This is a genomic window from Leptolyngbya iicbica LK (assembly GCF_004212215.1).
GTDB lineage: Bacteria > Cyanobacteriota > Cyanobacteriia > Phormidesmidales > Phormidesmidaceae > Halomicronema > Halomicronema iicbica.
Genome location: NZ_QVFV01000005.1, coordinates 36,036 through 61,635 on the forward strand (window position 1 = coordinate 36,036; position 25,600 = coordinate 61,635).

General features: G+C 48.5%; 25 protein-coding genes. 17 read left to right on the top strand and 8 right to left on the bottom strand.

Translation table 11 applies throughout. From position 1 onward, the window contains the following. Positions 1–68: 68 nt before the first annotated feature. Positions 69–1,034, bottom strand: coding sequence for a glycosyltransferase family 9 protein (locus tag DYY88_RS17715; protein WP_039729052.1), 966 nt, complete (start codon positions 1,032–1,034; stop codon positions 69–71). 169 nt (positions 1,035–1,203) lie between these two features. Between DYY88_RS17715 and ispD the strand changes: the two genes are divergently transcribed. The 3 genes from ispD to DYY88_RS17730 all read left to right on the top strand — a co-directional run bounded on the left by ispD (position 1,204) and on the right by DYY88_RS17730 (position 3,517). Next, positions 1,204–1,893 (top strand): 2-C-methyl-D-erythritol 4-phosphate cytidylyltransferase, encoded by a 690-nt coding sequence (gene ispD / locus DYY88_RS17720; RefSeq protein WP_072041390.1) that lies wholly within the window; start codon positions 1,204–1,206, stop codon positions 1,891–1,893. A 142-nt stretch (positions 1,894–2,035) separates the two neighbouring features. Continuing rightward, positions 2,036–2,518 (top strand): adenosine-specific kinase, encoded by a 483-nt coding sequence (locus DYY88_RS17725; protein ID WP_039729050.1) that lies wholly within the window; start codon positions 2,036–2,038, stop codon positions 2,516–2,518. Between the two features lie 393 nt (positions 2,519–2,911). Beyond that, positions 2,912–3,517, top strand: a complete 606-nt coding sequence (locus DYY88_RS17730) for a hypothetical protein (protein WP_152624708.1) — start codon at positions 2,912–2,914, stop codon at positions 3,515–3,517. A gap of 170 nt (positions 3,518–3,687) precedes the next feature. On the opposite strand, the gene DYY88_RS17735 is transcribed toward DYY88_RS17730, so the two are convergent. The 4 genes from DYY88_RS17735 to DYY88_RS17750 form a co-directional block, all read right to left on the bottom strand. Then, complete coding sequence (locus DYY88_RS17735; protein ID WP_039729049.1) at positions 3,688–4,041, bottom strand: carbon dioxide-concentrating mechanism protein CcmK; 354 nt, start codon at positions 4,039–4,041, stop codon at positions 3,688–3,690. A 193-nt stretch (positions 4,042–4,234) separates the two neighbouring features. Then, positions 4,235–4,579 carry a carbon dioxide-concentrating mechanism protein CcmK gene (locus DYY88_RS17740; protein ID WP_044151414.1) on the bottom strand — a complete coding sequence of 115 codons (345 nt, stop codon included), beginning with the start codon at positions 4,577–4,579 and terminating at the stop codon, positions 4,235–4,237. 81 nt (positions 4,580–4,660) lie between these two features. Then, positions 4,661–5,245, bottom strand: coding sequence for a hypothetical protein (locus DYY88_RS17745; RefSeq protein WP_039729048.1), 585 nt, complete (start codon positions 5,243–5,245; stop codon positions 4,661–4,663). A gap of 46 nt (positions 5,246–5,291) precedes the next feature. Continuing rightward, a complete protein-coding gene (locus DYY88_RS17750) occupies positions 5,292–6,233 on the bottom strand; it encodes a nucleoside hydrolase (protein ID WP_039729046.1) in 942 nt (313 codons plus the stop codon). 89 nt (positions 6,234–6,322) lie between these two features. On the opposite strand from DYY88_RS17750, the gene DYY88_RS17755 reads away from it, so the two are divergent. Further along, positions 6,323–7,360, top strand: a complete 1,038-nt coding sequence (locus DYY88_RS17755) for an S-layer homology domain-containing protein (RefSeq protein ID WP_052288661.1) — start codon at positions 6,323–6,325, stop codon at positions 7,358–7,360. Between the two features lie 150 nt (positions 7,361–7,510). On the opposite strand, the gene DYY88_RS17760 is transcribed toward DYY88_RS17755, so the two are convergent. Continuing rightward, the gene (locus DYY88_RS17760) at positions 7,511–8,137 is read right to left on the bottom strand and encodes a hypothetical protein (RefSeq protein ID WP_052288660.1); all 627 of its coding nucleotides are present in this window, start codon (positions 8,135–8,137) and stop codon (positions 7,511–7,513) included. Positions 8,138–8,180: 43 nt separating this feature from the next. On the opposite strand from DYY88_RS17760, the gene DYY88_RS17765 reads away from it, so the two are divergent. Next, complete coding sequence (locus DYY88_RS17765) at positions 8,181–9,212, top strand: aspartate carbamoyltransferase catalytic subunit (RefSeq protein WP_039729044.1); 1,032 nt, start codon at positions 8,181–8,183, stop codon at positions 9,210–9,212. A gap of 117 nt (positions 9,213–9,329) precedes the next feature. Further along, positions 9,330–10,274 (top strand): methyltransferase, encoded by a 945-nt coding sequence (locus DYY88_RS17770; RefSeq protein ID WP_052288659.1) that lies wholly within the window; start codon positions 9,330–9,332, stop codon positions 10,272–10,274. Positions 10,275–10,508: 234 nt separating this feature from the next. Here DYY88_RS17770 and DYY88_RS17775 read toward each other — a convergent pair whose 3' ends face one another. After that, positions 10,509–11,672, bottom strand: coding sequence for a nucleotidyltransferase family protein (locus DYY88_RS17775; RefSeq protein ID WP_039729043.1), 1,164 nt, complete (start codon positions 11,670–11,672; stop codon positions 10,509–10,511). Between the two features lie 799 nt (positions 11,673–12,471). On the opposite strand from DYY88_RS17775, the gene DYY88_RS17780 reads away from it, so the two are divergent. The 7 genes from DYY88_RS17780 (at position 12,472) to DYY88_RS17810 (ending at position 20,912) form a co-directional block, all read left to right on the top strand. Further along, a complete protein-coding gene (locus DYY88_RS17780) occupies positions 12,472–14,532 on the top strand; it encodes an ABC transporter ATP-binding protein (protein ID WP_242517639.1) in 2,061 nt (686 codons plus the stop codon). 178 nt (positions 14,533–14,710) lie between these two features. Next, positions 14,711–15,574 carry a polysaccharide pyruvyl transferase family protein gene (locus DYY88_RS17785; RefSeq protein WP_039729042.1) on the top strand — a complete coding sequence of 288 codons (864 nt, stop codon included), beginning with the start codon at positions 14,711–14,713 and terminating at the stop codon, positions 15,572–15,574. 52 nt (positions 15,575–15,626) lie between these two features. Then, a complete protein-coding gene (locus tag DYY88_RS17790) occupies positions 15,627–16,790 on the top strand; it encodes a glycosyltransferase (protein ID WP_039729040.1) in 1,164 nt (387 codons plus the stop codon). 338 nt (positions 16,791–17,128) lie between these two features. Continuing rightward, positions 17,129–18,022, top strand: a complete 894-nt coding sequence (locus DYY88_RS17795; RefSeq protein ID WP_039729039.1) for a hypothetical protein — start codon at positions 17,129–17,131, stop codon at positions 18,020–18,022. A 34-nt stretch (positions 18,023–18,056) separates the two neighbouring features. Continuing rightward, a complete protein-coding gene (locus DYY88_RS17800; RefSeq protein WP_130199500.1) occupies positions 18,057–18,968 on the top strand; it encodes a hypothetical protein in 912 nt (303 codons plus the stop codon). Positions 18,969–19,011: 43 nt separating this feature from the next. Continuing rightward, positions 19,012–19,884 carry a polysaccharide pyruvyl transferase family protein gene (locus tag DYY88_RS17805; protein ID WP_039729036.1) on the top strand — a complete coding sequence of 291 codons (873 nt, stop codon included), beginning with the start codon at positions 19,012–19,014 and terminating at the stop codon, positions 19,882–19,884. Positions 19,885–20,129: 245 nt separating this feature from the next. Beyond that, complete coding sequence (locus tag DYY88_RS17810; RefSeq protein WP_044151412.1) at positions 20,130–20,912, top strand: sulfotransferase; 783 nt, start codon at positions 20,130–20,132, stop codon at positions 20,910–20,912. A gap of 43 nt (positions 20,913–20,955) precedes the next feature. Here the strand turns inward: DYY88_RS17810 and DYY88_RS17815 are convergent, their stop codons facing one another. Next, entirely contained in the window at positions 20,956–21,228 is a 273-nt protein-coding gene (locus tag DYY88_RS17815) for a helix-turn-helix domain-containing protein (RefSeq protein ID WP_052288657.1), read from the bottom strand. 353 nt (positions 21,229–21,581) lie between these two features. Between DYY88_RS17815 and DYY88_RS17820 the strand changes: the two genes are divergently transcribed. The 4 genes from DYY88_RS17820 to DYY88_RS17835 all read left to right on the top strand — a co-directional run bounded on the left by DYY88_RS17820 (position 21,582) and on the right by DYY88_RS17835 (position 25,371). Next, positions 21,582–22,589 (top strand): Npun_R2821/Npun_R2822 family protein, encoded by a 1,008-nt coding sequence (locus DYY88_RS17820; RefSeq protein ID WP_039729035.1) that lies wholly within the window; start codon positions 21,582–21,584, stop codon positions 22,587–22,589. Between the two features lie 18 nt (positions 22,590–22,607). Beyond that, complete coding sequence (locus tag DYY88_RS17825) at positions 22,608–23,513, top strand: Npun_R2821/Npun_R2822 family protein (RefSeq protein WP_039729034.1); 906 nt, start codon at positions 22,608–22,610, stop codon at positions 23,511–23,513. A gap of 29 nt (positions 23,514–23,542) precedes the next feature. Then, positions 23,543–24,466, top strand: a complete 924-nt coding sequence (locus DYY88_RS17830; protein ID WP_039730454.1) for a sulfotransferase family protein — start codon at positions 23,543–23,545, stop codon at positions 24,464–24,466. Between the two features lie 183 nt (positions 24,467–24,649). Continuing rightward, positions 24,650–25,371 (top strand): IS1 family transposase gene (locus tag DYY88_RS17835; protein ID WP_201278970.1). Its coding sequence is split into 2 segments (ribosomal slippage): positions 24,650–24,941 and positions 24,941–25,371, totalling 723 coding nucleotides; the frame shifts between segments, so codons are not numbered across the junction. Positions 25,372–25,600 lie beyond the last annotated feature (229 nt).

The following is a 25,600-nucleotide window of genomic DNA, read 5'->3' on the forward strand; positions in this document are numbered from 1 at the left end:
CCTCTCAATACAGGATTCAGCTTGGCAATGGCAAGGTCGCGACCGATCGCGTTGTCGGCCATCAGGCACTAGCCTTCGCCCCACACCTTGCTCAAGACGGTATCAACGGCGATGTCTGCCACCTGGTTAGTGGTTGATGTAATCCCCAAAAAGCGCTGCTCGGTGTCGTCCACCGGGGGCAGACGATCGGCTGGGGTGTTGCCACCAAATAACACCAGGGTAAAGACACTCAGCGCGACGCCCAACTCTGATACGTAGCTGTCGGTCGCGAGTAGCAGGTTAGCGCCCGCCACCAAAGCCGCAATTTGCCCTAAATTATCAGGCCGCATGATTTTCAAACTGGGCACCCCTTGGACGATCGCTTTAACGGCATCCGCGGTTTCTGGCTGCTGCAATAAGACTAGAGGGAGTCCCGGTTGGCGGCGTTGGAAATCTTGAGCGATCGCCGTCCAATTTTCCACCGGGTAAATATCCTGGTTATGACTATCGGTCGGGCCAGGGTACATCAGCACGTAGCCTTGATCGCCGATTTCCTGGGTTTGGAGTTGCCCTTCTACCCAGCCAATATCACCCTGGGGCACGTTGATGACGGTCTCTGGACAAGGCTCGACGAGGTCCAGTGGCCCAAGCAAATCGTGATAGCGAAAAGCGGCATACTGCTGTGGCTTGTCGGGCACTGTCGCCGTCAAAAATAAGTTGTTAGCTGAGCCTTGATAACCGATACGAGTGGGAATGCCGCTCAACCACAACAGCAACGCGGTGGCCCAGTCTTGGGTCGCCGTCAGCACGACCTCGTATTCGCGATCGCGCACGATTCCCAACAGGTTGGCCCAGTCAGCCGGACTGTTATTTTTGCCAAATGGATAAGGAATGGTGGACTTTACCACCTTGGAAACTCGATAGGCCGCTGCTGCCGTCGGCTCTACCACTACAGAAATCTCGGCCTTGGGGAAGGCTTGTTTGAGCTGCTCAAGCGTCGGAAAAAAAAGAAGCTGTTCGCTGATTCCACCCGGAACGAGAGCCAGTACTTGCATAGCTGTCCATCTTGCTTATCCGTTCCACATTCTAGAGGAACGTGGCCAGTAAGAATGCGTTGTTCCCGACAAAACTACCAATAATTAATGGTGAGATTTGCTTATCAGTCTGGCAGCTGCGGGTTTCAGGGTAGGGTGGGGAGAGAATTCTGCGAAAGGAGTGTCGGTCGTGCATCTGTTGATCCCTGCTGCTGGAGTTGGGCGTCGCATGGGCAGCGATCGCAACAAACTGCTGTTGCCATTGCGGGGGCAACCGATTTTGGCGTGGACCCTGCGAGCAGCGGCAGCCAGCGCCAGCATTGAGTGGGTTGGCTTGATTTGTCAGGAAATTGACAAGCCCGATTTGCTGGCGATTTTAGATACTCTCAACCTGGCGAAACCCGTCGTGATGGTGCTGGGGGGCGAGACTCGTCAAGAGTCGGTTTATAACGGTTTGCAAGCGCTACCCCCCACGGCTGAGCAGGTGCTGATTCACGATGGGGCTCGGTGCTTAGCCACCCCCGACTTGTTTGATCGCTGTGCTGCCGCCCTGCAAACTTGTCCGGGCCTGATCGCGGCCATTCCCGTCAAAGACACCATCAAAATTGTGAACGACGATGGCATCGTGACGGCAACGCCCGATCGCAACTATCTTTGGGCCGCCCAAACTCCCCAAGGGTTTCATGTCGCCCCGCTCAAAGCTGCCCATGATGAGGGCAAAGCTAAGCAATGGACCGTCACCGACGACGCGGCCTTGTTCGAAAAAGTGGGCCTGCCGGTGAAAATTGTGCCGGGCGAAGAGACAAACTTAAAGGTCACCACCCCCGAAGATTTGAAGATTGCTGACAGTGTGCTGAGCGATCGCGAAACCGCCGCGTAAGCTATGAACAATCACGGCTGGAAGGTGGTCAGCTCAGTGCTCCCTGAGTGGCGCGATCGTCTGCATGGCAGGGCGAGATGAAGCGACTTGAGCGAACGATCACCTTCCAGCGTTGCCTCAGTTTGCACCACAGAAGGTACATATGGAACTCAAAGCCATTCCCCTAACCATTCCCGATGGGGCCAATGTCATCTTGGGACAATCCCATTTCATCAAAACGGTTGAAGATTTATATGAAGTCATGGTGGGGATTTCGAGCCAGGTCAAGTTCGGCTTGGCTTTTTGTGAGGCGTCTGGTCCTTGCCTGATCCGCCAAGCGGGCAATGACCCTGAATTGACCGCGATCGCCGTCGAAAATGCTCGCAACGTAGCTGCTGGGCACACCTTTCATATTTTGATGCAAGAGGCTTTTCCGATTAATTTCCTGCCCGCAATCAAAGCCTGTCCCGAAGTCTGTGGCATTTACTGCGCCACGGCCAACCCGGTGCAAGTGATCGTGGCGGAAACAGACCAGGGCCGGGGCATCTTAGGGGTGGTCGATGGCAGTTCGCCCCAGGGAGTTGAAGGGCCTGAGGATGCGGCAGACAGGCACAACTTTTTACGGCAAATTGGTTACAAGCTGTGAGTTCTTGTCTCGAAGACGTCGATCCTGAAAGAGGCGCGGTGTCAACGTGTCGCCCGATTGCGCCCAAAGCGGAGACCGCCGTTGCCTCAGTTTGGATGGAAGGCGATCGCTCGTCCTGATGGCAGATTTTTTGACTCCTGGCCCGCCGCCTCAAGTCAGCCATCATGAGTCAACTTTTTCACGCTCAACAGAGCCTGGTGAGAGGTGATTAGATCCCTGGAAAATCAGGGATTTCAGGGACTGATTTCAGTGAATTCCGTAGTTAGAAAATGCAACATTCGGGGCAAGTTAATAACACGGAGTCACGTCTATCACCCCAGTGGGATTTACGCCTTCGATTTTAATGCTCCTATCCCCTTCATCTATTCATACGCCGTGCTATCTTCCGCCACCTTGAAATCCCAACTCACTCAATCCGAGCTGTCCTTACAGCCAGTCAAGTTGCTCTCGCAACGCGACGATTACACAACTTGCCATGTCTTCATTCCTGAGCCTGGAGTGCCCGGGGGCGGGCACCGCTCTCCCGCAATCGTGCTAGACGGTGGCTTTTACAGCTTCTTTCGCTCAGCTACTGACCCGGTCAAGATTTTCAGCCTCTTGCAAAAGCTGGCTGCCAATGGCGAACTTGCGGTCATGACGCCGACCCCCAAAGGCTATGCTATTTGGGTTGCTGAACCCGAGGCTTATTTGGTGGCTCCCAGCGGTCAACAACCGAGAACATTACCACCGTCGTTTGGGCCAGCAAATTGTTGGATTATCAGTGATCGCCAACCGGGGTATCGTACCTGCACCCTTAAGGTGCCCGACCTGCCGGATACGGTGCCGGGGCTCGCCGAGGGACAAAAGCTTTTTAGTCTCTATCGCCGTGAAACCGAGGCTGACACGGCGCTTAAATTAGGCTCTCGCCTCTCGCAGCGGGGTGACGAAATTGTGATTGTGGCCGCTCAACAAGAATATGCCATCTGCATCTATGAGCCCGGCGCGACGATCGCGGAGTGAGCGATCGCAAAGGAGGCGCAATAATGGCGAAAGACCTGGCTATCAAAGTAATAGTCAGGTCTTTTCATGTTTCAAAGCTGTGCAATTAGCAAGGCTTTCACTTTCTTGCGGTGAGGATTTGAGCCCAGTACCCCAAAAATGTAGGTGGCCGAACCGGACCGCCGGTGTGATTAGCTGCGCCCGCCGTTACCGCCTGGCAACACAGGCTGTTCAACGGCTTGACGGAAGACTTGAACATCTTCACCAAAGTCGATGGGTAAAACCGCAACCACGTTTTCATGGGGACGGGGAATGATGACCCAAGTTTCCAATACCCCACCGGGGGAGTTTTCGGCAGCGGCAACGCCAGCCTCCATGGCTGCTTTCACTTCAGAAATGTCGCCCCGAATGTTGATGCAAAACCGAGCACTGCCAGCGCGAATGTAGTTCACCAAAGTTACTCGCCCGGCTTTTACCATGGCATCTGCTGCCGCCAAAACAGGCGGAAAGCCTTTCGTCTCAAGGGAGCCAACTGCCTGAGGCATTACCTTATCTCCTAAAAATTAAGCCTGTACCTAAACCAACATTGTACGAGTCTTGTGGACTCTAGCGCGATCTCGGGGGAGGCTTTTTCCCTGACTGATACATTCTTTACCTTTATCAAGGTTCAGTTACGTAATTAAGGGGTGCCCTTTACTTCAGTAACCCTTGGGACTTGGCTCAAACCATGCGCCAGTTTTAAAATCCGGGTAAGCGATTGTCCCGAATTTCTTCAATCCAAAACTCTTCAGATGCTTCAGTGAAATCAATCGGCAAGACCACTTCCAGATTTTCGGGTGGGTTGGGCACGATGTAGTGCGTCGTGACGCATCCCTCATTGGGCAAATCGCTACCGACAATCAGGCCCGCTTCCACTGCGCGTTTGACTTCAGACACAGGACCGCGAATGCAGACAAACTGGCGGCCACTGTCGGCTTGTTCATACTTCACAATCGTGACTCGGCCTGCCTTAACCATGGCGTCTGCCACAGCCAGCATGGCTGGAAATCCGTACGTTTCGATCACACCAACAGCAAACGGCATAGATCTCTCTGTCCACCCAAAAACGGTCGTTCAGCCCCAGCCCCTTAAATCAAAGCCGACTAAAGTGCTTAGGCTTTAGAATCATACCTTGATTGAGCTGGGCTCAGCGATCGCGGCAATGATTCGTTCACATCCTGAGTCGGGGCGAGCCCAGTCGTAATGACACACTTTGGGATCCCCCCAGCACAGGCGCAGGTAAAGCTCGGCGCGGGTGGCGTCAATTTCTGCCCACTCAGCCTCGGCGATCCACCGTTCGATGGTGTTCAGTTCCAGCGGTAATGGCGGCGTGCCCGATCGCCACAGCCGCAGATTCGCGATTGAATTGCGCCAAAACTCAATGACGCCCGTTTTCGCAGATTGCAGGGTCTGCTTGTCAGCTGCCGTCGCGATGAGTTGGGGATGGAGCTCGGGAAACTGGTGCGATCGCCCCTGAAAGCGGCAGGTATGCCAGACGAGTCCGGAAACATTGTGCTCGCGCTGGTAGTGATGAATCTGGTCGCGAAAATCTTGTACGGCAAAGACTTTACTGAGCTTTTCAGTACCGATCGCCTTCGCCACTACGGGATTTAGCCGCTCTTCGGAGGACAACACCATGCGTTCGCCGCGCCATGCTGCCCGCAATTCCTGATCGAGAAAGTCGAGAAGTTCCGCAGTGGTGTAGACCATGGGCACAGTGACTCAAGTTTCTTCAATCTTATCAACCCCATTTTGATCAAACCGATAAAGAATCGGAATTTTCTAATCGCTTTGTCAGCAATTCATAAATGCCCTCGGCCTCTACGGTGTCCACAATGTCCACCCAGGGGGCTTCACGAGCGTCCCGACTCACCACCGTTTGCCCCAGCGTGAGTGGACTGCTGAGCTCCACCTGCACGTACCCGCGATACGTCGTGAACAGATCGGGCCGCAACAAATAAGCGATGACACAAGGGTCGTGTAAGGGGGCACCGACTGTGCCCAGGCGTTGTTCATCAACTTTGCCGTAATGGCCGAGTATTGCGGCGGCGACCTCGCTCACGGGGTTGCCCAATGTTTGGATGGCCGCTAACCGTGCCGGCGTCGTCAGCACTTGATGGGTGATATCCAAACTGATGAAGGTAATAGGAATACCGGAATCAAAGACAACCTGGGCTGCGTGGGGATCCACATAAATATTGAATTCGGCGACGGGGGTAATGTTGCCGTGGGTAATGCCGCCACCCATCATCACGATGCGCTCAATGCCCTCAGCAATCTCTGGTTTTTGAATGAGTGCCACCGCCAGGTTGGTAAGCGGGCCAAGGGTGGCGATGGTCAACGGCGCGGGTGTGGTGCTGAGCGTGTCGATGAGATAGTTCACCGCGTGGGTCGTTTGCAGTGGCAGAGTGGGGTCGGGCAGCGTCGCTCCTTCCAGCCCGGTTTTGCCGTGAATGTCTTCGGCGGTGATGAGCGATCGCACCAACGGGCGTGGGCACCCGGCGTAAATCGGCACATCTCGGCGGTTCAATAGCTCGCAAATCTGACGGGCATTGCGCTGGGTGAGCGCCAGGGGCACATTGCCTGCGACGACGGTGATCCCTTGGACATCGAGTTCCGGCGATCGCAGGGCCAGCATCAGGGCGATCGCATCATCCACTCCGGGATCGCAGTCAATAATGATGGGTTTTACCGCCATAAACCTCACCTCTAAGGAGGACAATCCTGCGCTAGCGTGATAGCTGAAGCTAGCGCCAGCATAACGGCTTTTTAGAAAGGATGAGGGGTATGAATTACGGCCAAGCCATTCGGGCGATCGCGAGTCTGGTAACCCTGGGGTTGCTCACGGGGTGTGCGGGCAGTTCCCTGGGGGACAACGTGCAGCAGTCTTTAGAGGCCGACCCCCAACTAGAGGAGTCGGCTCCCTTTGGTGACGATGCTGCTGACAGTGAAACGGACCGTTCCGCCGCCGAGGCGACGAGCGAGGACTCTGACATTGCCGCAACCGATACGGCACCCGCTAGCGATGCGACGAATTCCCCTCGCCGCCGCGAGTTAACACCCCCGGATTACACGCGCTCCTCCTACAGTACCCCCCGTTCCACTGCTCAATCAACAGCAACCACTCAGCCCTCTGAGTCGAGAGGTTCGCTCAAGGGGGTACCTGCCGATTTGCAACCCTACCTTCGTGATTTGCAAGCTTTGGCCGGTGTGGAATTAGCGATCACCTCCCGCTCCAACAACAATTCCACCGCCAGTACTGGCGAATCGCCCTTTACCCAAACCATCACTCGGCGAGAATATGCCCGCTGGTTATTTGAAACCTACAACGCGATTTATGCCGATGAACCGGGTGAGCGCTTGCGTCTCGGCAATTCCAGTGATGACCCCATCTTTCAAGATGTCACCTCAGAGGATTCCGATTTTGCCGTTATTCAAGGTTTGGCCGCAGCGGGGTTGATTCCCAGTGCGGTGGCGGGTAATAGCACTGACGTGAACTTTCGCCCTGATGCGCCCCTGACTCGAGCCGACCTGATTTTGTGGAAGGTGCCCCTCGATACGCGCGCGGCGCTGCCCACCACAACTCCAGAAGCGGTCAAAACGGCTTGGGGGTTCCAAGATGTCGACAGTGTTGAAGCCCTGGCGCTGCGGGCGATCGCGGCAGACTTTCAACTGGGGGATTTTGCGAATTTCAGTCGAGCGTTTGGCTACACCACTCTCTTTCGCCCCGAGAAGACTGTGAGCCGAGCCGAAGCGGCCGCTGTGTTGTGGCGGTTTGGCACTCAAACTGAAGGTGTGAGCGCTGCCGACCTGCTGGCCGATTAATGAGCAACCCGCTTTCTTTGTACCCAGGACAAGGTAAAGATCCCTGGCGGTAAAGGGACGTTCCCTTTCGAAGGGAGCTTCCCTTGAGCAAGTGAGAATCGCGCTGGTCAGCATAGAGGGCTGTGACGATTGTCTTGCGACTTCTCAGGTTCAAAGCTGGATGGGTTGTCCCTGTTCGGTAAAGATCACCGCACTGATGCCCAGTTCAGGATTTTGCAAAAGTGTTTCTCGTACGCTGCCAAATAAGACTTGTTGTTCACAGATTGACAGTGAAATAAAGTGGCGCGTGGCACCGGGCTGACGACGAAAATCGATAGTGAGGGTGTTGCCCTGGTCGCCAGGTAGAATCCGATATCCCGCCAGCTCAAAATCCAGTAAATTCGACGTTTGCTCGGTCAATAAAGCGTGCACAATTTGCGCGATCGCTTGGTCGGCGGCCACTGCTTTACGGTCGCCTTTATAAGCATCACAGGAAGCGGTCGGCGTGTAGAGCGTCACGGTCAACAACTTTGCCCCGTCGCCGTCGGGAGACGCAGTACGCGAAATGTCCATGTGAATGCGCTGAGCGGTGTTCAACAGAGCAGTTGGACCAGTTGAGGTGGCAGTCAGCGGTGCGAAATTGGGTTCGATGGCTATAGTCTTAGGCGTTGGGGTTTCTTCCGTGAGCGACGGCGGTGGAGCGATCGCTCCGACGGTCAAAATTCCCAGGCCCAACCCCAGCGCTAGCAAAAATCGCTGAGGCAGCTTGGCAAAGCGGTGTAAGCTTACTTTGGTCATGAATCTATGCGCTCCTGATTGATACCCTGCGTGGGCTACTGCTGTGGCTGAAACCCGTTGGAACCATCGACATATCCTGTCGCTGTCACGGTTTACCCCAACTGACTACGACACTGTGGTTAATACTGCCGTCAGCTTTGACGAAGTGCTGTCGCGGCGAAACAAAAAGGTGCCGACTTTGCAAGGTAAAGTGGTCACTAATCTGTTTTTTGAGCCGTCGACCCGGACCCGCAGCAGCTTTGAACTGGCGGCCAAGCGGCTGTCGGCGGATGTGCTGAACTTTGCCCCCGGTAGTTCCTCCCTGACGAAGGGTGAGACCATTCTCGATACGGCTAAAACCTATCTGGCCATGGGCGCTGACATCATGATCATTCGTCATGCGGCGACGGGTGTGCCCCATGCGATCGCCGCCGAGCTGGATCGGTTGAAAACCGGGGTGGGCGTGTTGAATGCGGGTGATGGGCAACATGAGCATCCGTCGCAAGCATTGCTAGATCTTTTGACCCTCTGCACAGTGCTGAATCCGGAAAAACCCAGCATTGATTCGCTCAAAGGCAAAAAGATTGCGATCGTGGGCGACATTATTCATTCTCGTGTGGCGCGATCCAATATCTGGAGTCTGACCGCCTGTGGTGCCACCGTTCACCTCGCCGGGCCACCCACGTTATTGCCACCGGAATTTGGGGCGGGATTTCAGCGATCGCCCGTCGATCCTCCCGATTTACAGCGTCAACTCGTCCAGCACACCGACCTCGATGCCGCTTTGGAGGGAGCCGATTTTGTCATGACTTTGCGGCTACAACGCGAGCGCATGACCCAACATTTGTTGCCCAGCCTGCGGGAATATCACCGCCAGTTTGGCCTCTCGCACCAACGCCTCCAAGCTTGTGCCCCGGATGTGAAGGTGTTGCATCCGGCCCCAGTCAATCGTGGCGTCGAAATCACCTCCGAATTGATGGATGATTCGGAGCGCAGTCTGATTAGTCAGCAGGTCACCAGCGGCGTCGCCACTCGCATGGCCCTCCTCTACCTCATCGGTACGGGCGGCCAGAGTGCTGCCGATATTGGCCAGTAAAAAAGTGGCCGTAGCAACCCTCAGCGTTGAACTATTTCGATAGGCAGTTGCTCACCCTGACCAAGCCATAATTTGTCATCTGTGCCAATATCCAGGAAAGTCGAGTCGCCATGGCCTATGAGAACCCAACAGCTCCAGATTTCTCACCTGACGGTTCAACTGATGGAGCATCCCGAAGTTTGGTCGCCGCTCAGTGCGGTGGAGATGCTCTCGTTTTTAGTCGAGCACGGCATTCTTAAAGCCTTAGACCAACAACAGGTATTAGATTTTGGCACGGGTTCAGGCATTGTGGGCATTGTCTGCGGGCTGCTAGGCGCAACTTCGGTCACCCTGAGCGATTATTCGGCGATCGCCGCGCAAGTCGCCGCCGCTAATGCCCGTCAGAATGGCTTAACCAACGTGATGGGAGTGCAGAGCGATCGCTTCCAACAAATCCCTCCGACTCCTTACGACTTGGTGATCAGCAACCCCCCGGTGCAGCCTTGGCTGTTCACGAACCTCGATCAGCCTGATAACCGGACTCAAGTCGCTGCGTGGAATGAAGCGGGAGCCGATGGCCGTCTCGTGCTCGACGCGCTGTTGACCACGGCGATGCAGTTTTTAGGCCCGGGCGGGCGGTTGATTACCTCATCATCATCACGCCATGGGCATCGCCAAACCTTAAATTTATTAGATACCTATTGGCCCCAGCGCTGGCGCCAGATTTATGCCGCTCAGCATGCCATTCTGCCCGACTATCACGGCCCGTACATCCAGATTTGGCAACACTTACAGGCGTTAGATGGCGACTTACGAATCTATCAGCTAGACGAACGCGATCGCCGCTTTGCCCCCCAAACGGATGCGGCTGGCAACCCCATCGTCATTACTGAATTGTCCTTATCGGGACCGCCTCAGCCCACGATCCTTCGCTTGCTACCGTCTGGCGACTGGGCCGCTGAGTCCCCCCAGGGCGATCGCCTCACAATCCTCAGTGCTCAGGACGATCGCTTGCCAGGAAAAGCCACCAGCGAGCACTGGTACTACGAATACTATCTATTCGAGGCCTGGCGCGAGGGTTGAGGGACGGACACCGGCTCCACAACCCTCGCGCCAAATCGTTCATCCATTTGGAGTCCCTGTCAGGGCTCCTGTCTTGTCGCCCATCTACCAGGGGCGCTCATTTCTAGAGAACACCTGATAGATGGCGCCCCCCTCAGCATTCAGGCTTATGCAACAGCCACCGATATCTCAATCGTTACGGCAATGGGTAGTGAATAGCGGAAACGGCTGTCGCATCTGCTTTGACACCGATGGTTAAGACTGCTGGCCGAGTAATTCGGCAATTTCATGGTGTTCGATCGGCGGTTTAGCGAGTTCGGCCTGGCGAGTATCAGTGATGAGCCAGTCGAGGGCAGCCGCCTGCATGTCAATGGAAGCGCCGGTCTTATCGACGCAGTAACGACCAAACACTAACTTGTCGACCAGGCGCACACCAGGGCCAATGCGAGAATATTCAAAGATGACACTGCGATCGACGATCGCGTTGCTGCAAATTGCGCAGTTCGGGCCAATCATCGTCGGCCCAATAATGGTCGCGCCATCCTCGATGTGGGCTCTGGCTCCAATATAGACCGGCCCTTGGATGTCGACTTTGTCCCAGTTCACCTTGACGTTTAATCCCGTGTAGATACCCGACTTGACCTCTTCCCCCGGAATATCGATGAGTTTGACCTGTCCAGTCATGACGTCTTGGATAGCTTGCCAATAGTCGGGGACTTTACCGATATCAACCCATTCAAAGTCCATGCGGATGCCATAGAAAGGGGCTCCGGCGGCTACTAATTTCGGGAACAGGTCTCCCCCAATGTCATATTCCATCCCGGCGGGAATGTAGTTGAAGATTTCGGGTTCAAAAATATAGATTCCAGTATTGATGTCAGTACTCAGGGCTTCTTCGACCTTGGGCTTTTCTTGAAAGGACTTAATGCGACCATCTTCGCCAGTAACCACGACGCCGTAGCTGGGCACCTGTTTGATCGGCACGGATTTCATCACGACGGTGGCGATCGCCCCTTTCTCTTTATGCTGGCGGACTGCCTCAGTTAAGTCGAGATCAATCAATGCATCTCCACACATGACGACAAAAGTGTCATCAAAAAAGGGCGAAAACTCCTGAATTTTTTTCATGCCGCCAGCAGAGCCCAAAGCATCGCCGACCAGTTGGCCATCTTCGATACGGCCCTCAAAGGAATACGCGATTTCAACCCCAAAGCGCTGACCATCCCGGAAATAGCCTTCGATTTCGTTGGCGAGGTGACTCACATTGACCATGATCTGGTCGAAACCATGATGCTTGAGGAGGTCAAGCAAAAACTCCATTACTGGCTTTTGCAAAATTGGGATCATCGGTTTCGGAATTGTATAAGTGATGGGCCGAACCCGTGTTCCCTTACCAGCGGCCAGAATCATGGCTTTCATAGGGCATCCTTGTGAACTTAAAAATACAACCTTAAAGAGAAATACACGCCTGAGAGTCAAATTTCAGCAGATTATCGAACTCAGCTCATGGACTGCGATCGCTAATCAACCTTACCCACCGTATCCTTTGGCAGTTGGAGAATCTTCATCTCCTCTCAAACAAGCACATGCTATCAGAGGATACCCGGAGCAATAGAGAAGTTCACGCAAGGGTGAAGTGCTCTCTTTGCAAAGCTTCCACAAAGGCTACTGAGATTTACGGATTGCAGCCGTCGCTGAATCTTCATCTCCTCTCTCTGCCATCATCATTGCTCGTTGCTACTCCCAGTCAATCAGAATCGAGACTAACAAGTCCCAACACGTTGACTAATGCTGCCTATGCTTGCTCGCGCACGAGCACTTTGCCCAGCGATTACCACGTCCGTGACCTGGCTACTCTCTCCCTGAAATAGCCGCCCATGTCAGTCGAATCGGCAGAATCATCACCCACATCGATTTTCATCAAACAACTGGGTACTCTCACTTAAGCGGAGTTGCGAGACATCGATGACTACTGTCTAGCAATAATTGCGAAATAGCAAATGTTCATAGCTTGATCAATGTGGAGACGGCTAACCCCAAGTGTAGGTTCACTCCACACCAAAATTATCGACAAGAATCCACGAGATAAGTTTTACTGTTCCACCAGCATGACGCAAGCCAATCCTTGTTCATATTCCCATTCATTTGCCTCGGTCTTGGGGTATCCATGCTGACTAAAACCTTGATGCGGTAGCAAGATATTCTTTGAAGAATTCCTATGGTTAATCGGCTACAGACAACAATGACCTCTCAACCCTCTACCATCGCTGCGTCTCCAGGAGTGTCCTTCACCCCCCGACAAATGCTATGGCAGGTCGCGAAGAAATATCCTCTGAAAATTATCGCTAGCATTATCACCGGCTTTTCGGGTGCCTTATTTAACGGTATTGGCACCGCGTTGGTGGTACCGATTATGTTGAGTTTGCTGGGGCAAGATGCGATCCTCAAAGACGGCCCGCCGATCTTCCAAATGCTCCTAGCCCCCTTTCAAGGTTTACCCGAAACCTATCGATACGCCGCGATGGCATTAGCAGCACTGTTGCTGATTGTTTTAAAGAATGCCAGCAACTATTTGAGTGCACTCGCTTCTGGAATGCTCTCTCGGGCGATGACTTCTGACTTGCAAAGGCAAGGCTTAGACATGATTTTGAGCGTTGATCTGGAGTATTTTGGCAAGGCTCAAGTGGGTGAACTCGTGAATCGGCTAGGCGGTGAAATGAACCGAGCTGCTACCGCAATCACTGCAACCATCCGACTCTTTGTGACCGTTGCTACTGTCTTGGTTTTTCTAGGCATACTGCTATCAATTTCTTGGCAACTAACCATTGTCGCCACCCTTTTACTACCCATATCAAGTCTGGTCGTGCAAATCTTGGTGAAACGGACAAAACACTACAGTCGGGCGTTCACTCGCCTGAACAGCTTGTATTCTGGAGGGTTGGTCGAGCTAATTAGCGGCATTCGATTGGTCAAGTCTGTGGTTGCCGAAGATCGAGAATATGAACGCTTTGCCGGGTATATCAACGAGAGAGAGGATCTCAACCTCAAAATCCAGATGAATTCTGGAATCGTCAATCCATTAGGTGAGGTGCTCAATATCTCGGTGTTATTTATTTTGATCTTGTTAGCACGATGGCTATTTCAAGACCAACTCGCATCACTTGCTGCGGTCATGGTGACTTATCTGGTTCTACTTAATCGTCTGTTACCCTACATCTCACAAGTCAACAGCGGTCGCAATCAACTAGCTCAAGTATCAGCATCAGTCGATATTGTTCATAACTTATTACGCACCGACAATAAATCTTTCATGCAAAATGGTGCGATATCTTATTCCGGACTGAACGAAGGCATTGAGTTTAGAAATGTCTGTTTTCACTATCCAGATGTTCAAAATCCAGTACTTCAGAATATTAACCTGAAGCTACCAAAGGGGACTACGCTCGCCCTAGTGGGATCTTCGGGAGCGGGAAAATCAACCCTAGCGGACTTAGTGCCTCGATTTTTCGACCCGACAGCAGGTCAGATTTTAGTCGACGGCCAAGACCTCAAAAGTTTCAATATTGCTCAGATCCGCAAAGCGATGGGCATTGTCGGTCAAGAAACTTTTTTGTTCAATAACACCGTGCGCTATAACCTCGCCTATGGCAATTTTGAAGCCACGGATGCTGAAATCTTAGATGCGGCTAAGCGTGCAAATGCCTACGATTTCATCATGAATTTGCCGGAGGGCTTAGACACGATGATTGGCGATCGCGGGGTGATGTTATCTGGTGGTCAGCGACAGAGATTGGCGATCGCTCGTGCTCTGGTGCAAAATCCCGAAATCCTCATTCTCGACGAAGCCACTAGCGCACTGGATACAGTTTCAGAGCGATTAGTCCAAGAAGCGATTGATGAGTTGAGTCGCGATCGGACAACATTAGTAATCGCTCACCGCCTCTCAACGGTTCGCAAAGCTGACCAAATTGCCGTAATGGCGAGCGGGCAGGTCGTTGAGTTAGGAACTCACGAAAGTCTCATAAAGCAAAACGGAACTTATAGTAAGCTTTGCCAGCTGCAGTTCCAGGATGAAAATTCAGAGCAAGATAGAACAAGTCAGCAAATAGCAGAAACTTCATACAAATTCCGCTCTAACTTGAACAACATGACAGGATTGTTGTCAATTTTAGAGTATGAAGAAGATGAAACTGAACATGCAAGTATCATGGAAAAGATACTTGAAATGCTCGAAGAAATGCTGCAAGATCTCGAGAAAGTTGAGGGCGGAGCATCCTAAAACAGTAAGCTACTTTAGGATGCAAACAGTTTACTCTTAGAAGTTCTTGCTATTGCCACCCAACTACCAGCCAAAAACTGTCAGCGATTTATTTCTTTTGTGCTTCAAAGATATGCGGTTTTTTTGATTATCATGATTTCGCTGACACCCAATATTACAGTAACTCGTCAAACGCTTTATGATTACTAATTTACATGTGATAGATCCTAAAAATATCGGGGATCTATATTCGTCGCCTCTAAAGTACTTTGATTTTCCAGGATATGCTTGCAAAGCTACTGATATACGTAGTTTTACTAGAGAAGACTTGCAAGACAACCATCTTATTGTTGGCGGCGGTGGGCTGATCTTCAACCGGTTTTTGCCTGAGTTTCAAACGATTGCGGCTGCTTTTACCAAAGGTAAGCGCATTTTATGGGGAGCTGGATATCAAATTTATGGATGTAACCCAAGTCGATGGCCTAAAGACTTTGACTTTTCTCCCTATTTATCCGGCTTTGACTTAGTTGGGTTGCGAGATAAAGGCACTGCGTACGAGTGGGTTCCTTGCCCTAGTTGTATGCACCCAGCCTTTGATAAAGATCGCACACCAGAACACGAGTTTGTTGTTTTTTCTCACAAAAAATTCCAGATTAATATCCCAGGTCTACCGAGACTCTCTAATAAAGAAAGCAACTTTGAAAAAGTGTTAGACTTTTTGGGCTCTGGTGAGACTATCCTGACCAGTTCTTTCCATGGCGCTTACTGGGGAACACTCCTAGGGCGACGTGTACTGGCTTTTCCATTCAGCAGCAAATTTTTTACCTTACAGCACTCTCCGGCTTTTTATCCGGTAGAAAAATGGACTCAAGCAAAGTTTAAATTTGCTTTGTTTGGAAAAGTTTTGCACACGTCAAATTATGATAACGAGAAGTTCTCGTGTGTCACACAAAACTGGATTCAACATGCTCTCAAGTCTCCTATTTACCCAGATCTTGTAGAAGAGTGTCGAGCGAAAAATCGTGCTTTCTATCATCAAGTGATGAATGTCTTAGCCGATTAATTATGGCCTTTAAATAAATGTGGATTTCATAGTCAATAGAGAGTAATAAATTATGCTCGCTTCGAAACAGGCACAAGTAGTCGTTTGGCAACCTTATTTTAGAGGTGGTGGAGCGGAAGCAGTTGCTCTATGGATTCTAGAAGCGCTCCAAGATGATTTTGATGTCAGTCTCCACACGTTGGCCAATGTGGATCTAGCAAAGCTAAATATGATGTATGGCACCCATTTATCTGAAGAGAGAATTGAAGTGATTTCTTCAATTCCTAGAAGTTTAAGTGGCTTGGCCTATTCAGCAATGGCGAAAAGCGAAATCATCAGAATGGGGCTAGTATACCTGACTATTCATCATCTAAAAAAGAAGTCGTTGCAATACGATGCCGCTTTTTCTGCCTTTAACGCCATTGATATGGGATGCGTCGGCTTACAATACTTGCACTGGGTTCGTGTAGTTGAAACATCTCCAGAGAAAGCTCCACTTTGGTATCGCGCTTTGATGAAATGGGTTGACTTTTCTTATGAGAGTTTGCAGGATAATGTTTCGATCTCGAATTCATGTTACACGGCCGATCAAGTCAAAAAGACGTACGACATGGATTCTATGGTTGTCTATCCTCCTGTAGTAACAGACATAGATGCACTACCTTGGGACAAAAAGGAAAAAGCTTTTCTTTGTAGCGGGCGACTGGTTGAAGCAAAGAGTCCTCATCGTGTAATCAATATCCTCAAAGCCGTTCGTCAAAAGGGCTTTGAGGTTGACTTACATATTACTGGTGGAGGTGGAGGAGTTTATGCAAATAAATATCAAAGAAGCCTGCGGAAACTCATCCAGGAGAACTCTGATTGGGTGCATTTACATCAAGATTTACCTTATGCAGATTATCTAAAGATTGTTGCAAAATGTCGCTATGGAATTCACTGGAAACCTGAGCCATTTGGCATCTCAGTTGCAGAGATGGTAAAGGGTGGCATGGTACCTTTTGTCAAATCAAAGGGAGGACAGATTGAGATCATTGGAGATGACCATGCTGAATTCCTTTCCTTTTCTAAGGATGACGAGGCTGTACAAAAGATAGTCAAGGTTCTCAGTGGTGAGAAATTGCAAGAGTCGCTTCGGCAATCGCTAGAAAAGCGCAAGAAACTTTTCACAACTCAAAGGTTCACGAAACAAATAAGAGATATTGTTTATGAGTTTATCGAGAACAAGAAAGTGTGTTAGGTAGCCCTTAACAGGTGAGTATATCCGAACACTCGTGGGTGAAAGTGCCGAAAACAAGTGTGCTTGGATTCGTTGGAAAGCGGAGCAACTGTCTAAAGTTCGGCATCTCGTTGTGGCTGCGTATACACAAGAAGTCCACCACAAGTATTTCTTCTTCGCATAAGAAATATCCCCTCAATTTAGAAGATAATTTAGCAGAAAATGCTTTCATCTGGTGAGTCTGTGGCATGAAGCCGATATTCCAGCAACTTAATTGGGTATTATCAGGATGTGCATTATTAAATGCAAGGTCTGACTGCCAAGCTTCGGATGGATAAAACTTATCCAACTTTACTTATATGAATAACCAGTTTTGTTTTTGCACACTGGCTGTAGGAAAGCGATATCGCTTGCATGCTCTGCAACTTGCCCAAGATTTGAGAAAATATGCTCCTGGTATCCTTCTTATTGTCTTAACTGATCAGACCGCTGAATTTGAGAATTCATCTAATGTTGAAGCGATTCAACATCAGCTTCAGAGTATTAAGGGCTATCATGATAAGCGCTTTGCAGTGGCAGCAGCGATCGAAAGATTTGAAACCTGTACTTTTATTGATTCAGACGTTCGTATTACTGCTCCCATAAACCAAGAGAGAATTAATAACTTTCCTCCTGGTTTGACTGCCCGTTTTGGTTGTAGCGTAGTCAAGCACAATCAAGGACTCAGTAATAAGAAGAAATCAACCAAGAGCTTATCTATTATTCAAGATATTGCAACCTGTCACAGCCTAGACATCCAAGAAGTAAACTGGTTGCACGAATTTATGTTTACTCTACGTCGTCAAGATGATCGTGAACAAGACTTTCTAAGATACTGGCAAAATTTTTCCTACTATTTTGAATTAAATGGCATCTACGATGGCGAGGGGAATACCATTGGGCTTGCAGCAGCAGCAGCAGGTTTGAATTTCACATTCCGTCGCACTGATTGGTTTTTGATTTTTAAGGATTGCATTGTAAAAGAGAAAATAAAAAATGGAGGGTTTCAGATAAAAAACGTTTCGAATCTCTTTAAAGAACACCAAAAAATTGAATACCCTAGCCGTAGCCTATCCGCAAAAGTGAGTTTAAGAATCTCTAGGGTAATTCAAATATTCAATAGACATTTGCAGTTAAGACTACGTGCAATCCTTGACTCAAATTTTCAGCGCTGGCTTGACAAACTCAAAGCTTCTAAGCTCACAGCTGAATAGTCTATGTTATCTTTAATGCGAAATAATTTTTATCTTGCTTATTTTAGAAATGATGAATCGGAGTATTTGCTATACAACCATTGCTTTGGGATATGAGTATAGGCAGCATGCAAAGAATTTGGCAGGTGATATAGAGGCAATGTCTCCTCAAATTCCTTTCGTGATCCTTACGGATCGACCAAAAGAGTTCGGGGGATTTAAGAATGTCATTGCCCTAAAGCATCGCATCCAGTCTGTAGGACTTTATCACGATAAGCTATTCTGCTTCGGAGAATGTCTGGAAAAATATGAAACAGTCATTTTCCTGGACGCAGATTGTAGAATGTTTGGTGATTTCTCAGCCACAAGGAATTGGAAAGAAGGTTTAACGGCAATTAGCTGCTGTGATTTACTAAGGCAAGTAACCCTTGTTTGTAAAGACAAAGAAATTGGTAACATGCAAAGGCAACTGACTCTTGCTGCATGTGCAGAACTCGATATCGATATGGAAAAGTGTAAGTTCGTTTTTGAAGGGATATTTGTTCTAAGCAGATGTGGGCAAAGTGGCTCTGACTTTGTCAACACTTGGAAGCAGTTGAGGGATCACTTCGAGTTACATGGATTGTATGATTCTGAAGGCATTTCCATTGGTCTTGCCGCACAGAAATCTGGGCTTCAGGTATATCACTATAAATCGAATTATTCGGATACGAGTGAGCATTTAAATTTGAATACAGTTTATAAGGATAAACTATTCTACAAGTACTTACTTAGTGGAGATGATGCTGGCCTATCAGAACACTTATGTCAGAAGTTGACAGAGTGTGACTCTATGCGGAAAAAGACAGCTCAAATCCCCTTTCATCGAAAGATAGAGAAAAAAATTATGTATCCTTTTCTTAAAAGCATTAGAGCTTTGAGATTACATATAAATAAGAAAAAGACCTGGAGTTTTAATCGCACTTGAAATCGATATTGGTGATTGCTGATAATTTGAATAGGATCTCTATATGAAGCTTTATCACTGGAAACCTGATGATACTTTCAAGAATTTTGGAGACGATCTAAATCCCTGGATTTGGAATCAGTACATACCGAATATTTTGGATGAGGATGACTCTCAGGTATTTATCGGTATCGGTACTCTGTTAAACTATAATCTCCCTAAAAATACTCGTAAGGCAAGATTTAGGATTGTCTTCGGTAGTGGGGTAGGTTACGGGAACTACGTTCCAGAACTTGATGACACTTACCATGTTTATTGTGTGCGGGGACCCCTCTCAGCCCAAAAATTAGGCATCCCTGATCAGCTAGCGGTAGTGGATTCAGCATTTTTAATTCGAAAACTTTATGATTTTGGTAAAAGGAAGAAACGATATCGATGTTCTTTCATGCCTCACTTTCAAAATTCTTGTGAGTCTTGGCGAGCTATCTGTCAGCACTTGGGATGGGGATACATTGACCCTGCCGCTCCTCTCGAAGAGGTTATGGTGAAGATTGATGAAACAGAAATTTTACTTACGGAAGCAATGCACGGGGCAATTGTTGCCGATGCCTTCCGAGTTGCCTGGCTCCCGATTGTGACAACGCCAAATATTCTTGCCTTTAAATGGCATGATTGGTGTCAATCGATTGGAGTTGAATATTACCCTCATCATATTGGTCGGCTCTTTGATTTTCGCCAGAAGAATGACTTGCTAGATCCATTACGTCAAGCAAAGGGATGGCTTAGACGTAGAGAAGCGGCGAGTAGTTTATCTAAAATTGCGAAACAAGCTCAGCCTACTCTCAGTAAGGAACAGACTGCCAAAGAGTTGACCGAACGTCTTGTCGAAAAGCTCGACTGTTTCAAGGCAGATTTCCGGAGTGGAAAGTTTTCTTGATTTAGAGAGGCAATATAGGACATGGATGTAGTTGAATATAACCTTGAGTTTTGAGATCTTTTTGACATAGCTGTAGTATGCTTCTAGCTTGCTTTACTTCAGCGTTTTTGTGTGAATGAAACGAGATGAAAGTAGCTAAAACTCTTGATTAATGTTGTCTTTCCTTACTTGCTTGTCACGATGACATTCTAAACTGGATCACTATTTGGCTCTTCTAGTCTTTCTAAGAGGATAGTAAATCTAAAATGTTTAAGGTCAAACAAAAAATTTCTAAAGTTTATAAAGATTTCAAACCGAGAGAATTTCACTGCTACTGCATAGGAGCTGCAAAAACTGGGACAACATCGATTGCTTCGAGCTTTAGTAAAAGCTATAGATCAGGGCATGAGCCAGAAACCAAGAAAACAAATCGCCTTATTATTGATTACTTGGAAGGGGAGGTTAGTGTAGACACATTGAAGCAAAAGCTGAGAGAGCGGGATGAAAGATTACGATTAGAAGTCGAATCTGCACATCCATTAGGATACGTTTCTGGAGTACTCGCTGAGATATTTCCCCATGCTTTGTTCATAGTGACATTACGGGAACCACTTTCTTGGCTTCGCTCTCGTCTGAACTATCACTACAGTGCTAATCCATCAGCGTGGGAAGAGTATAGAGATTACTTCTGGACACAGCGTCACCAGAAGTATGAACCAGAAGAGATTGCACTTCAAAAATGGAACCTTTGTTCTCTTGACACTTATTTGAGTCAGTACGCTGATCATTATAATCGGGTGCTATCTCAAGTTCCTGAATCCAGAAGATTACTGGTTCTGACATCAGATATTAATCTTCGGCTTCCAGAAATTGCTAATTTTGTAGGTGCGAATCCTAGAAAACTCCTCATCGCCCATAGCAAGCGTTCTGACAATAAGATTGATCCTCTTGACAGCATAAACAAGCAATTTGTGGATGAGCGTATTATGCATCACTGCGGTGACCTAATTTCGAATTTTTTTCCTGACAAATTAAGAGACTATTTGTAGCATGCCAGCACTTAAATTAACGAATTCAAGTCACCATATAGCGTCAAAGCTCTCGATCTCCTATTCTCTTAGCCGCGCCCAGGAGCTTCCCATAAACCGCCAAACCAACTGTTTGCCAACGCTTCAACGTCTTGTGCACCGTCTCCACATGCCAATTGAAGTAAGCGGTGATGGTTTCAACATAATCCCCCCGAGCATTCATCCGCACCACGTCGGCGCGATCCTTCACCCGTTGAGGAATGGTCGTGGCTCGGCGTAACTCTCGCAGGGTTCGGTCTTCCTCAGAGGTGAGAAATACACGCAATCGCATTCCCATAACGGCACCTCGCTGTCGGTCTCAATCGAAGCTTTACTCTCCGAAATATACCTCGATCTTTTTATCCCAAGCTACTTATACCCTTCGACTGTTGATTAACCTAATAGCAATTAGGCAAAGCATTTTGCTGTCAGTTTTTGCCTTTAATTAGAGTCCACGTTAGTTCGCGGATGATGTGGGTATACTATTTTTATGAAAATATCGAACGTGGAATTTCTTTCAAGGTAAGTCTTTTGCAGATTTTGTGGTTTAAATTCTTAGAAAGAATCATTTTTTGGAGTCAGTAAAATCTACGTTGGATTTCTCTGCTTATTTATGCTCCATTTTTAAATTTCGAAAGCGAGAGTCAATCAATGAGTCAAGGTATTTATACATTAGCAAATGATAAGGTGTTTGACCAAGTTGTTGCTCTCATTAACAGCATTGAGGAGAATGCAGGAAAAGATTTTCCAGTCATCATTTTTCCCTATGACGATTGTACAGAACGTTTGAAGACACTGACTCAAAAATACCCTCAAGTAGAGGTTTTCGAAGATCAGAAGATAATTCAACGTTGGGATGAATGGGTTAAGGATATCTGGGCTACACACCCGACAGCAGCGGAAAAATGGCTAGCTGTTGATGGGAAACCCGGTATTCATCGCATGGGTACGCATCGGAGACTATGTGCTTTTGATGGTCCTCTAGATCACTTTATTTACATGGATGCGGATACATTATTGCTGCAGTCGCCGAACCTGATCTTTAAAGCTCTGGAGAGGGTGGACTGGGTGACCTATGACTTTCAGCATAAAGATCTGAGTCATGCTTTTGACACTAGTTCTTTCCGTCTATTTGAGTTATTTCCTGAAGATGAAATCAAGTCAAAAGTATTTTGCTCAGGCTTTTTCGGGGCAAAACGAAACATTGTAGATGGACAGGATATTCAGTTTTATCTAGAGAAATTATCTAGCGGTGAGGCCGAAGTACTTTATCCGATGGCTCCTGATCAAACGGTACTCAATTATTTTGTTTTGCGTAAACCAATCAGTTCTGTGAACTTGGCCCTATCGCTACCATCAGACCAGGTTACGGGCAATTCTGTCACTTCACCTCACTTTGAAGAGGTTAGAAGTAAAGTTTTAGATAAAGGCGTTCCTTTGCTTTACCTTCACTATATTGGAATATCATCTAAAATTTTTAAGCGCCTCTGCAAGGGCGAAAATATCGACTTTCCCTATCGAGACACTTTTCTGCATTATCGATATTTGAAGGCACCAGAGGAGCGTCCTCAATTTCAAGGTGAGCCACTTTCTTACAAAACATCTAAAAAGGCTAGTCTCCCAAAGCGATTCTTTCGGAAATTGGGTCTTGTAAAATAAGAGTGAGGAGAGAAAGGCATGAGTGATGGTGTTTATATTGTTGCGAATGATCGCGTTTTCGATCAAACAATCGCGCTCCTCAGTAGTTTACGATTGCATAATCCTGAAATCCCCGTTTTTCTAGTCCCCTTTGATGAGAAATACGGGCAGATCTGGCCGATCTGTCGTGATCGCTTCAAGGTCCAAATGTTTCCAGACTTGCCTTTTCTAGGCAGGTTAACCCAAGACATTGCCGATATCTTTCCCCGGGACTTTTTGCGTTTGCCAAATAAAATGCGGAAGTTAAGCTTGTGGTTTGGTCCATTAGATCATTTTGTTTATATTGATGCCGATATTCTCTTATTTCAGAGCATTGAGAGCAGCCTCGAATATCTAAACAATGCTGACTTCTTTTGCTGCGACTTTCAAGGCAAAGGCAGAGGGCTGGCAGAGGTTTTTACTTCTGTGATTCACGAGAGAAACATCTTCACGGAAACTGACTTGAAAGACATCTTTAATAGCGGTTTTTGGGGGAGTCGCAAGGGGCTATTTACCTACGAAGCAATGCTGGAGTTACTCAAAGACTGTGCTGCTCATCGAGAATACTTTGATTTTTCAACGGGGACAACTGACCAACCCATTCTCAATTACCTGGTACTTAAAGCGGCAGAACGTAGAGTGAATATCACCCAGGCCAATCCAGATGAGCCGGGGAGTTGGGCAGGAAGTTCACACTTTCAGCAGAAAGGAAATATTCTCTATGACGACGATCGCCCTTTGCGATACTTACATTGGGCTGGCTGTCCTATGCGACCAGATGGTCCCTATTGGGAGTTATGGAAAACCTATCGTTTTATGGATGTCTCGGCTCCTTTGCAGAATTTGCAGCCCCCTAAGAAGGCGGGAATCTGGGAGCGATTGAAAAACAAAGTAAAGTCTTCATGATTCTGTTTCTAGCGGAGTTCTTATTGATTATGGCGAATAAAGTTGTTTTTATTTTAGGGATTGGTCGATCGGGGTCGACAATGTTGGATTTGATGCTGGGTAGCCACTCTGAAGGCTTTTCCTTAGGGGAGATCAGTAAGTTGCCAGAGATTTATCGACGCCACCCATCTCCGGCTAGTTTTTGTCCAACAGGTACTTTTTGGCAGGACCACTTTAGTCAAAAAGATGCAGAGCAGCTGGCTTTAGGATTAGGAGGACGACGACTCAACCAGTTTGTTCCTCTCAAAGTAGAGCGCTGGGTGCGTGAGCTAGTCGGCAAAGATGCCGTTCTAAACCCTTATTTACTGTTGCATGAGCGGATTCAAAAGTCTTTGCTAATTGATTCTAGTAAGTATCCAGACTGGGTGGGACAAAGGTTAAAAGCCCGTGAATTTCGGCAAAATAAGCTTGAAGCTTATGTGATTAATGTTGTTCGTGACGGACGAGCTGTCTTGAACTCGTATTTGCGGGCTTATCCGGACCGGACAGTTGAAACTTTGAGTCGGAGATGGCTGTCAAACTTGGAAGAATCTGAACGAGTTTATGATTCAGTTTCTCCAGAACGACGTCTGCGAGTCCGGTATGAAGAATTAGCCACGAGTCCAACTGAGACAATGCAGCAAGTTTGCTCTTTTCTTAAGATTCCGTTTGAGCCGGACATGCTCGAGTACTGGAAGCATGAGCATTACTATATTGCAGGCAGTCGAAGCGCCAGAGCTTTAATTGCCCGATACCATGAACAGCCAGTTCCCGATGCGGTGAAAGAAGTCCATGGAAACTACTATGCCGATATGGATTTAACCATCAAACTTGATCAGCGATGGCGTAAAGAGCTTAGTGCTGAAAAGATTAAAGCTTTTTATGACATTGTGGGCGATCGCAATCGCCCCCTTGAGTGGAATGAGTCAAGCTAGCCGATCGTTTTCGGCCAGCCCATCGCACCTGTTGCTGAGAGGGAAAAATCGTGAACTTGGTGATGATGTTTGACCGGTTGTCCCTAACGGGTAAGGATATGGAGCGGAATTTCTAACGAAGAGGCGATGCCGCGATGGCAAAACTCTGTGAACCTGGAATCAGATTGCGATTGATTCAAGTTCATGTCCTCTCCATTGCCCACTTGTCCAGCGTGTCACTCCTCGAACGTCGTCAAAAATGGCAGCATCCACAACGGCAAGCAGAATCACAAGTGTAAAAACTGCGGACGTCAGTTTGTGCAAGACCCGCAAAACAAAATCATCGATGAGGCCACCAAGCGCTTGATCGACAAACTCTTGTTGGAGAAGATTCCCTTAGCGGGAATTGCTCGTGTGGCAGAGGTTTCAGAAGTCTGGCTGCAGCAATACGTCAACACCAAATATCAGCAGGTGGAACGTCAAGTGAGGGTGAGCCCTCAAAAAAAGGGCGCTTGACGGTGGAATGTGATGAGGCCTGGTCCTTTGTCGGCCACAAAGGGAACAAACAATGGATTTGGCTCGCCATCAACCGAGACACCCGTGAGATTGTGGGGATGCATGTCGGCGATCGCTCTCGCGACGGGGCTCGAGCACTTTGGCAATCCTTGCCGCCCCTCTATCGTCAGTGTGCGGTGGCCTACAGCGACTTTTGGGAGGCTTATGAAACCGTGCTGCCTAGCCAGCGGCATCGGGCAGTCGGTAAAGACAGTGGTCAAACTAATCACATTGAACGGTTCAACTGCACGCTGCGACAACGAGTCTCCAGGTTAGTGCGCAAGACCTTGTCCTTCTCAAAAAAGCTCGAAAATCACATTGGCGCAATCTGGTATTTCATCCACCACTACAACGCATCCTTACAGCTTTAGGACTACCGTTTGACCAAGCTGAGAGTGGCATTTTTGTATGCCACTCAGTAGCTTGTTCGTAGGCGTGGGCCACTTTAGTAGGCGTGGGCCACTTTAAATGATGTTTGTTCTTGTAGTACGTGGCCAATGAGTTAGAGGTCAATCGGTAACCTTGACTCATTAAAACCACAGGGAATGCTGATGCCAGGGAGTCCTGTGAGGTTGGCAGGGATCGCCATTAGGATGGATG

Excerpts from the sequence above, each read along its gene's own strand:
- DYY88_RS17715 (WP_039729052.1), bottom strand. The coding sequence starts at position 1,034 with ATGCAAGTACTGGCTCTCGTTCCGGGTGGAATCAGCGAACAGCTTCTT.
- DYY88_RS17725 (WP_039729050.1), top strand. The coding sequence starts at position 2,036 with ATGGAACTCAAAGCCATTCCCCTAACCATTCCCGATGGGGCCAATGTC.
- DYY88_RS17735 (WP_039729049.1), bottom strand. The coding sequence starts at position 4,041 with ATGCCTCAGGCAGTTGGCTCCCTTGAGACGAAAGGCTTTCCGCCTGTT.
- DYY88_RS17740 (WP_044151414.1), bottom strand. The coding sequence starts at position 4,579 with ATGCCGTTTGCTGTTGGTGTGATCGAAACGTACGGATTTCCAGCCATG.
- DYY88_RS17745 (WP_039729048.1), bottom strand. The coding sequence starts at position 5,245 with ATGGTCTACACCACTGCGGAACTTCTCGACTTTCTCGATCAGGAATTG.
- DYY88_RS17750 (WP_039729046.1), bottom strand. The coding sequence starts at position 6,233 with ATGGCGGTAAAACCCATCATTATTGACTGCGATCCCGGAGTGGATGAT.
- DYY88_RS17755 (WP_052288661.1), top strand. The coding sequence starts at position 6,323 with ATGAATTACGGCCAAGCCATTCGGGCGATCGCGAGTCTGGTAACCCTG.
- DYY88_RS17760 (WP_052288660.1), bottom strand. The coding sequence starts at position 8,137 with ATGACCAAAGTAAGCTTACACCGCTTTGCCAAGCTGCCTCAGCGATTT.
- DYY88_RS17770 (WP_052288659.1), top strand. The coding sequence starts at position 9,330 with ATGAGAACCCAACAGCTCCAGATTTCTCACCTGACGGTTCAACTGATG.
- DYY88_RS17775 (WP_039729043.1), bottom strand. The coding sequence starts at position 11,672 with ATGAAAGCCATGATTCTGGCCGCTGGTAAGGGAACACGGGTTCGGCCC.
- DYY88_RS17780 (WP_242517639.1), top strand. The coding sequence starts at position 12,472 with ATGGTTAATCGGCTACAGACAACAATGACCTCTCAACCCTCTACCATC.
- DYY88_RS17785 (WP_039729042.1), top strand. The coding sequence starts at position 14,711 with ATGATTACTAATTTACATGTGATAGATCCTAAAAATATCGGGGATCTA.
- DYY88_RS17790 (WP_039729040.1), top strand. The coding sequence starts at position 15,627 with ATGCTCGCTTCGAAACAGGCACAAGTAGTCGTTTGGCAACCTTATTTT.
- DYY88_RS17795 (WP_039729039.1), top strand. The coding sequence starts at position 17,129 with ATGAATAACCAGTTTTGTTTTTGCACACTGGCTGTAGGAAAGCGATAT.
- DYY88_RS17805 (WP_039729036.1), top strand. The coding sequence starts at position 19,012 with ATGAAGCTTTATCACTGGAAACCTGATGATACTTTCAAGAATTTTGGA.
- DYY88_RS17810 (WP_044151412.1), top strand. The coding sequence starts at position 20,130 with ATGTTTAAGGTCAAACAAAAAATTTCTAAAGTTTATAAAGATTTCAAA.
- DYY88_RS17815 (WP_052288657.1), bottom strand. The coding sequence starts at position 21,228 with ATGGGAATGCGATTGCGTGTATTTCTCACCTCTGAGGAAGACCGAACC.
- DYY88_RS17820 (WP_039729035.1), top strand. The coding sequence starts at position 21,582 with ATGAGTCAAGGTATTTATACATTAGCAAATGATAAGGTGTTTGACCAA.
- DYY88_RS17825 (WP_039729034.1), top strand. The coding sequence starts at position 22,608 with ATGAGTGATGGTGTTTATATTGTTGCGAATGATCGCGTTTTCGATCAA.
- DYY88_RS17830 (WP_039730454.1), top strand. The coding sequence starts at position 23,543 with ATGGCGAATAAAGTTGTTTTTATTTTAGGGATTGGTCGATCGGGGTCG.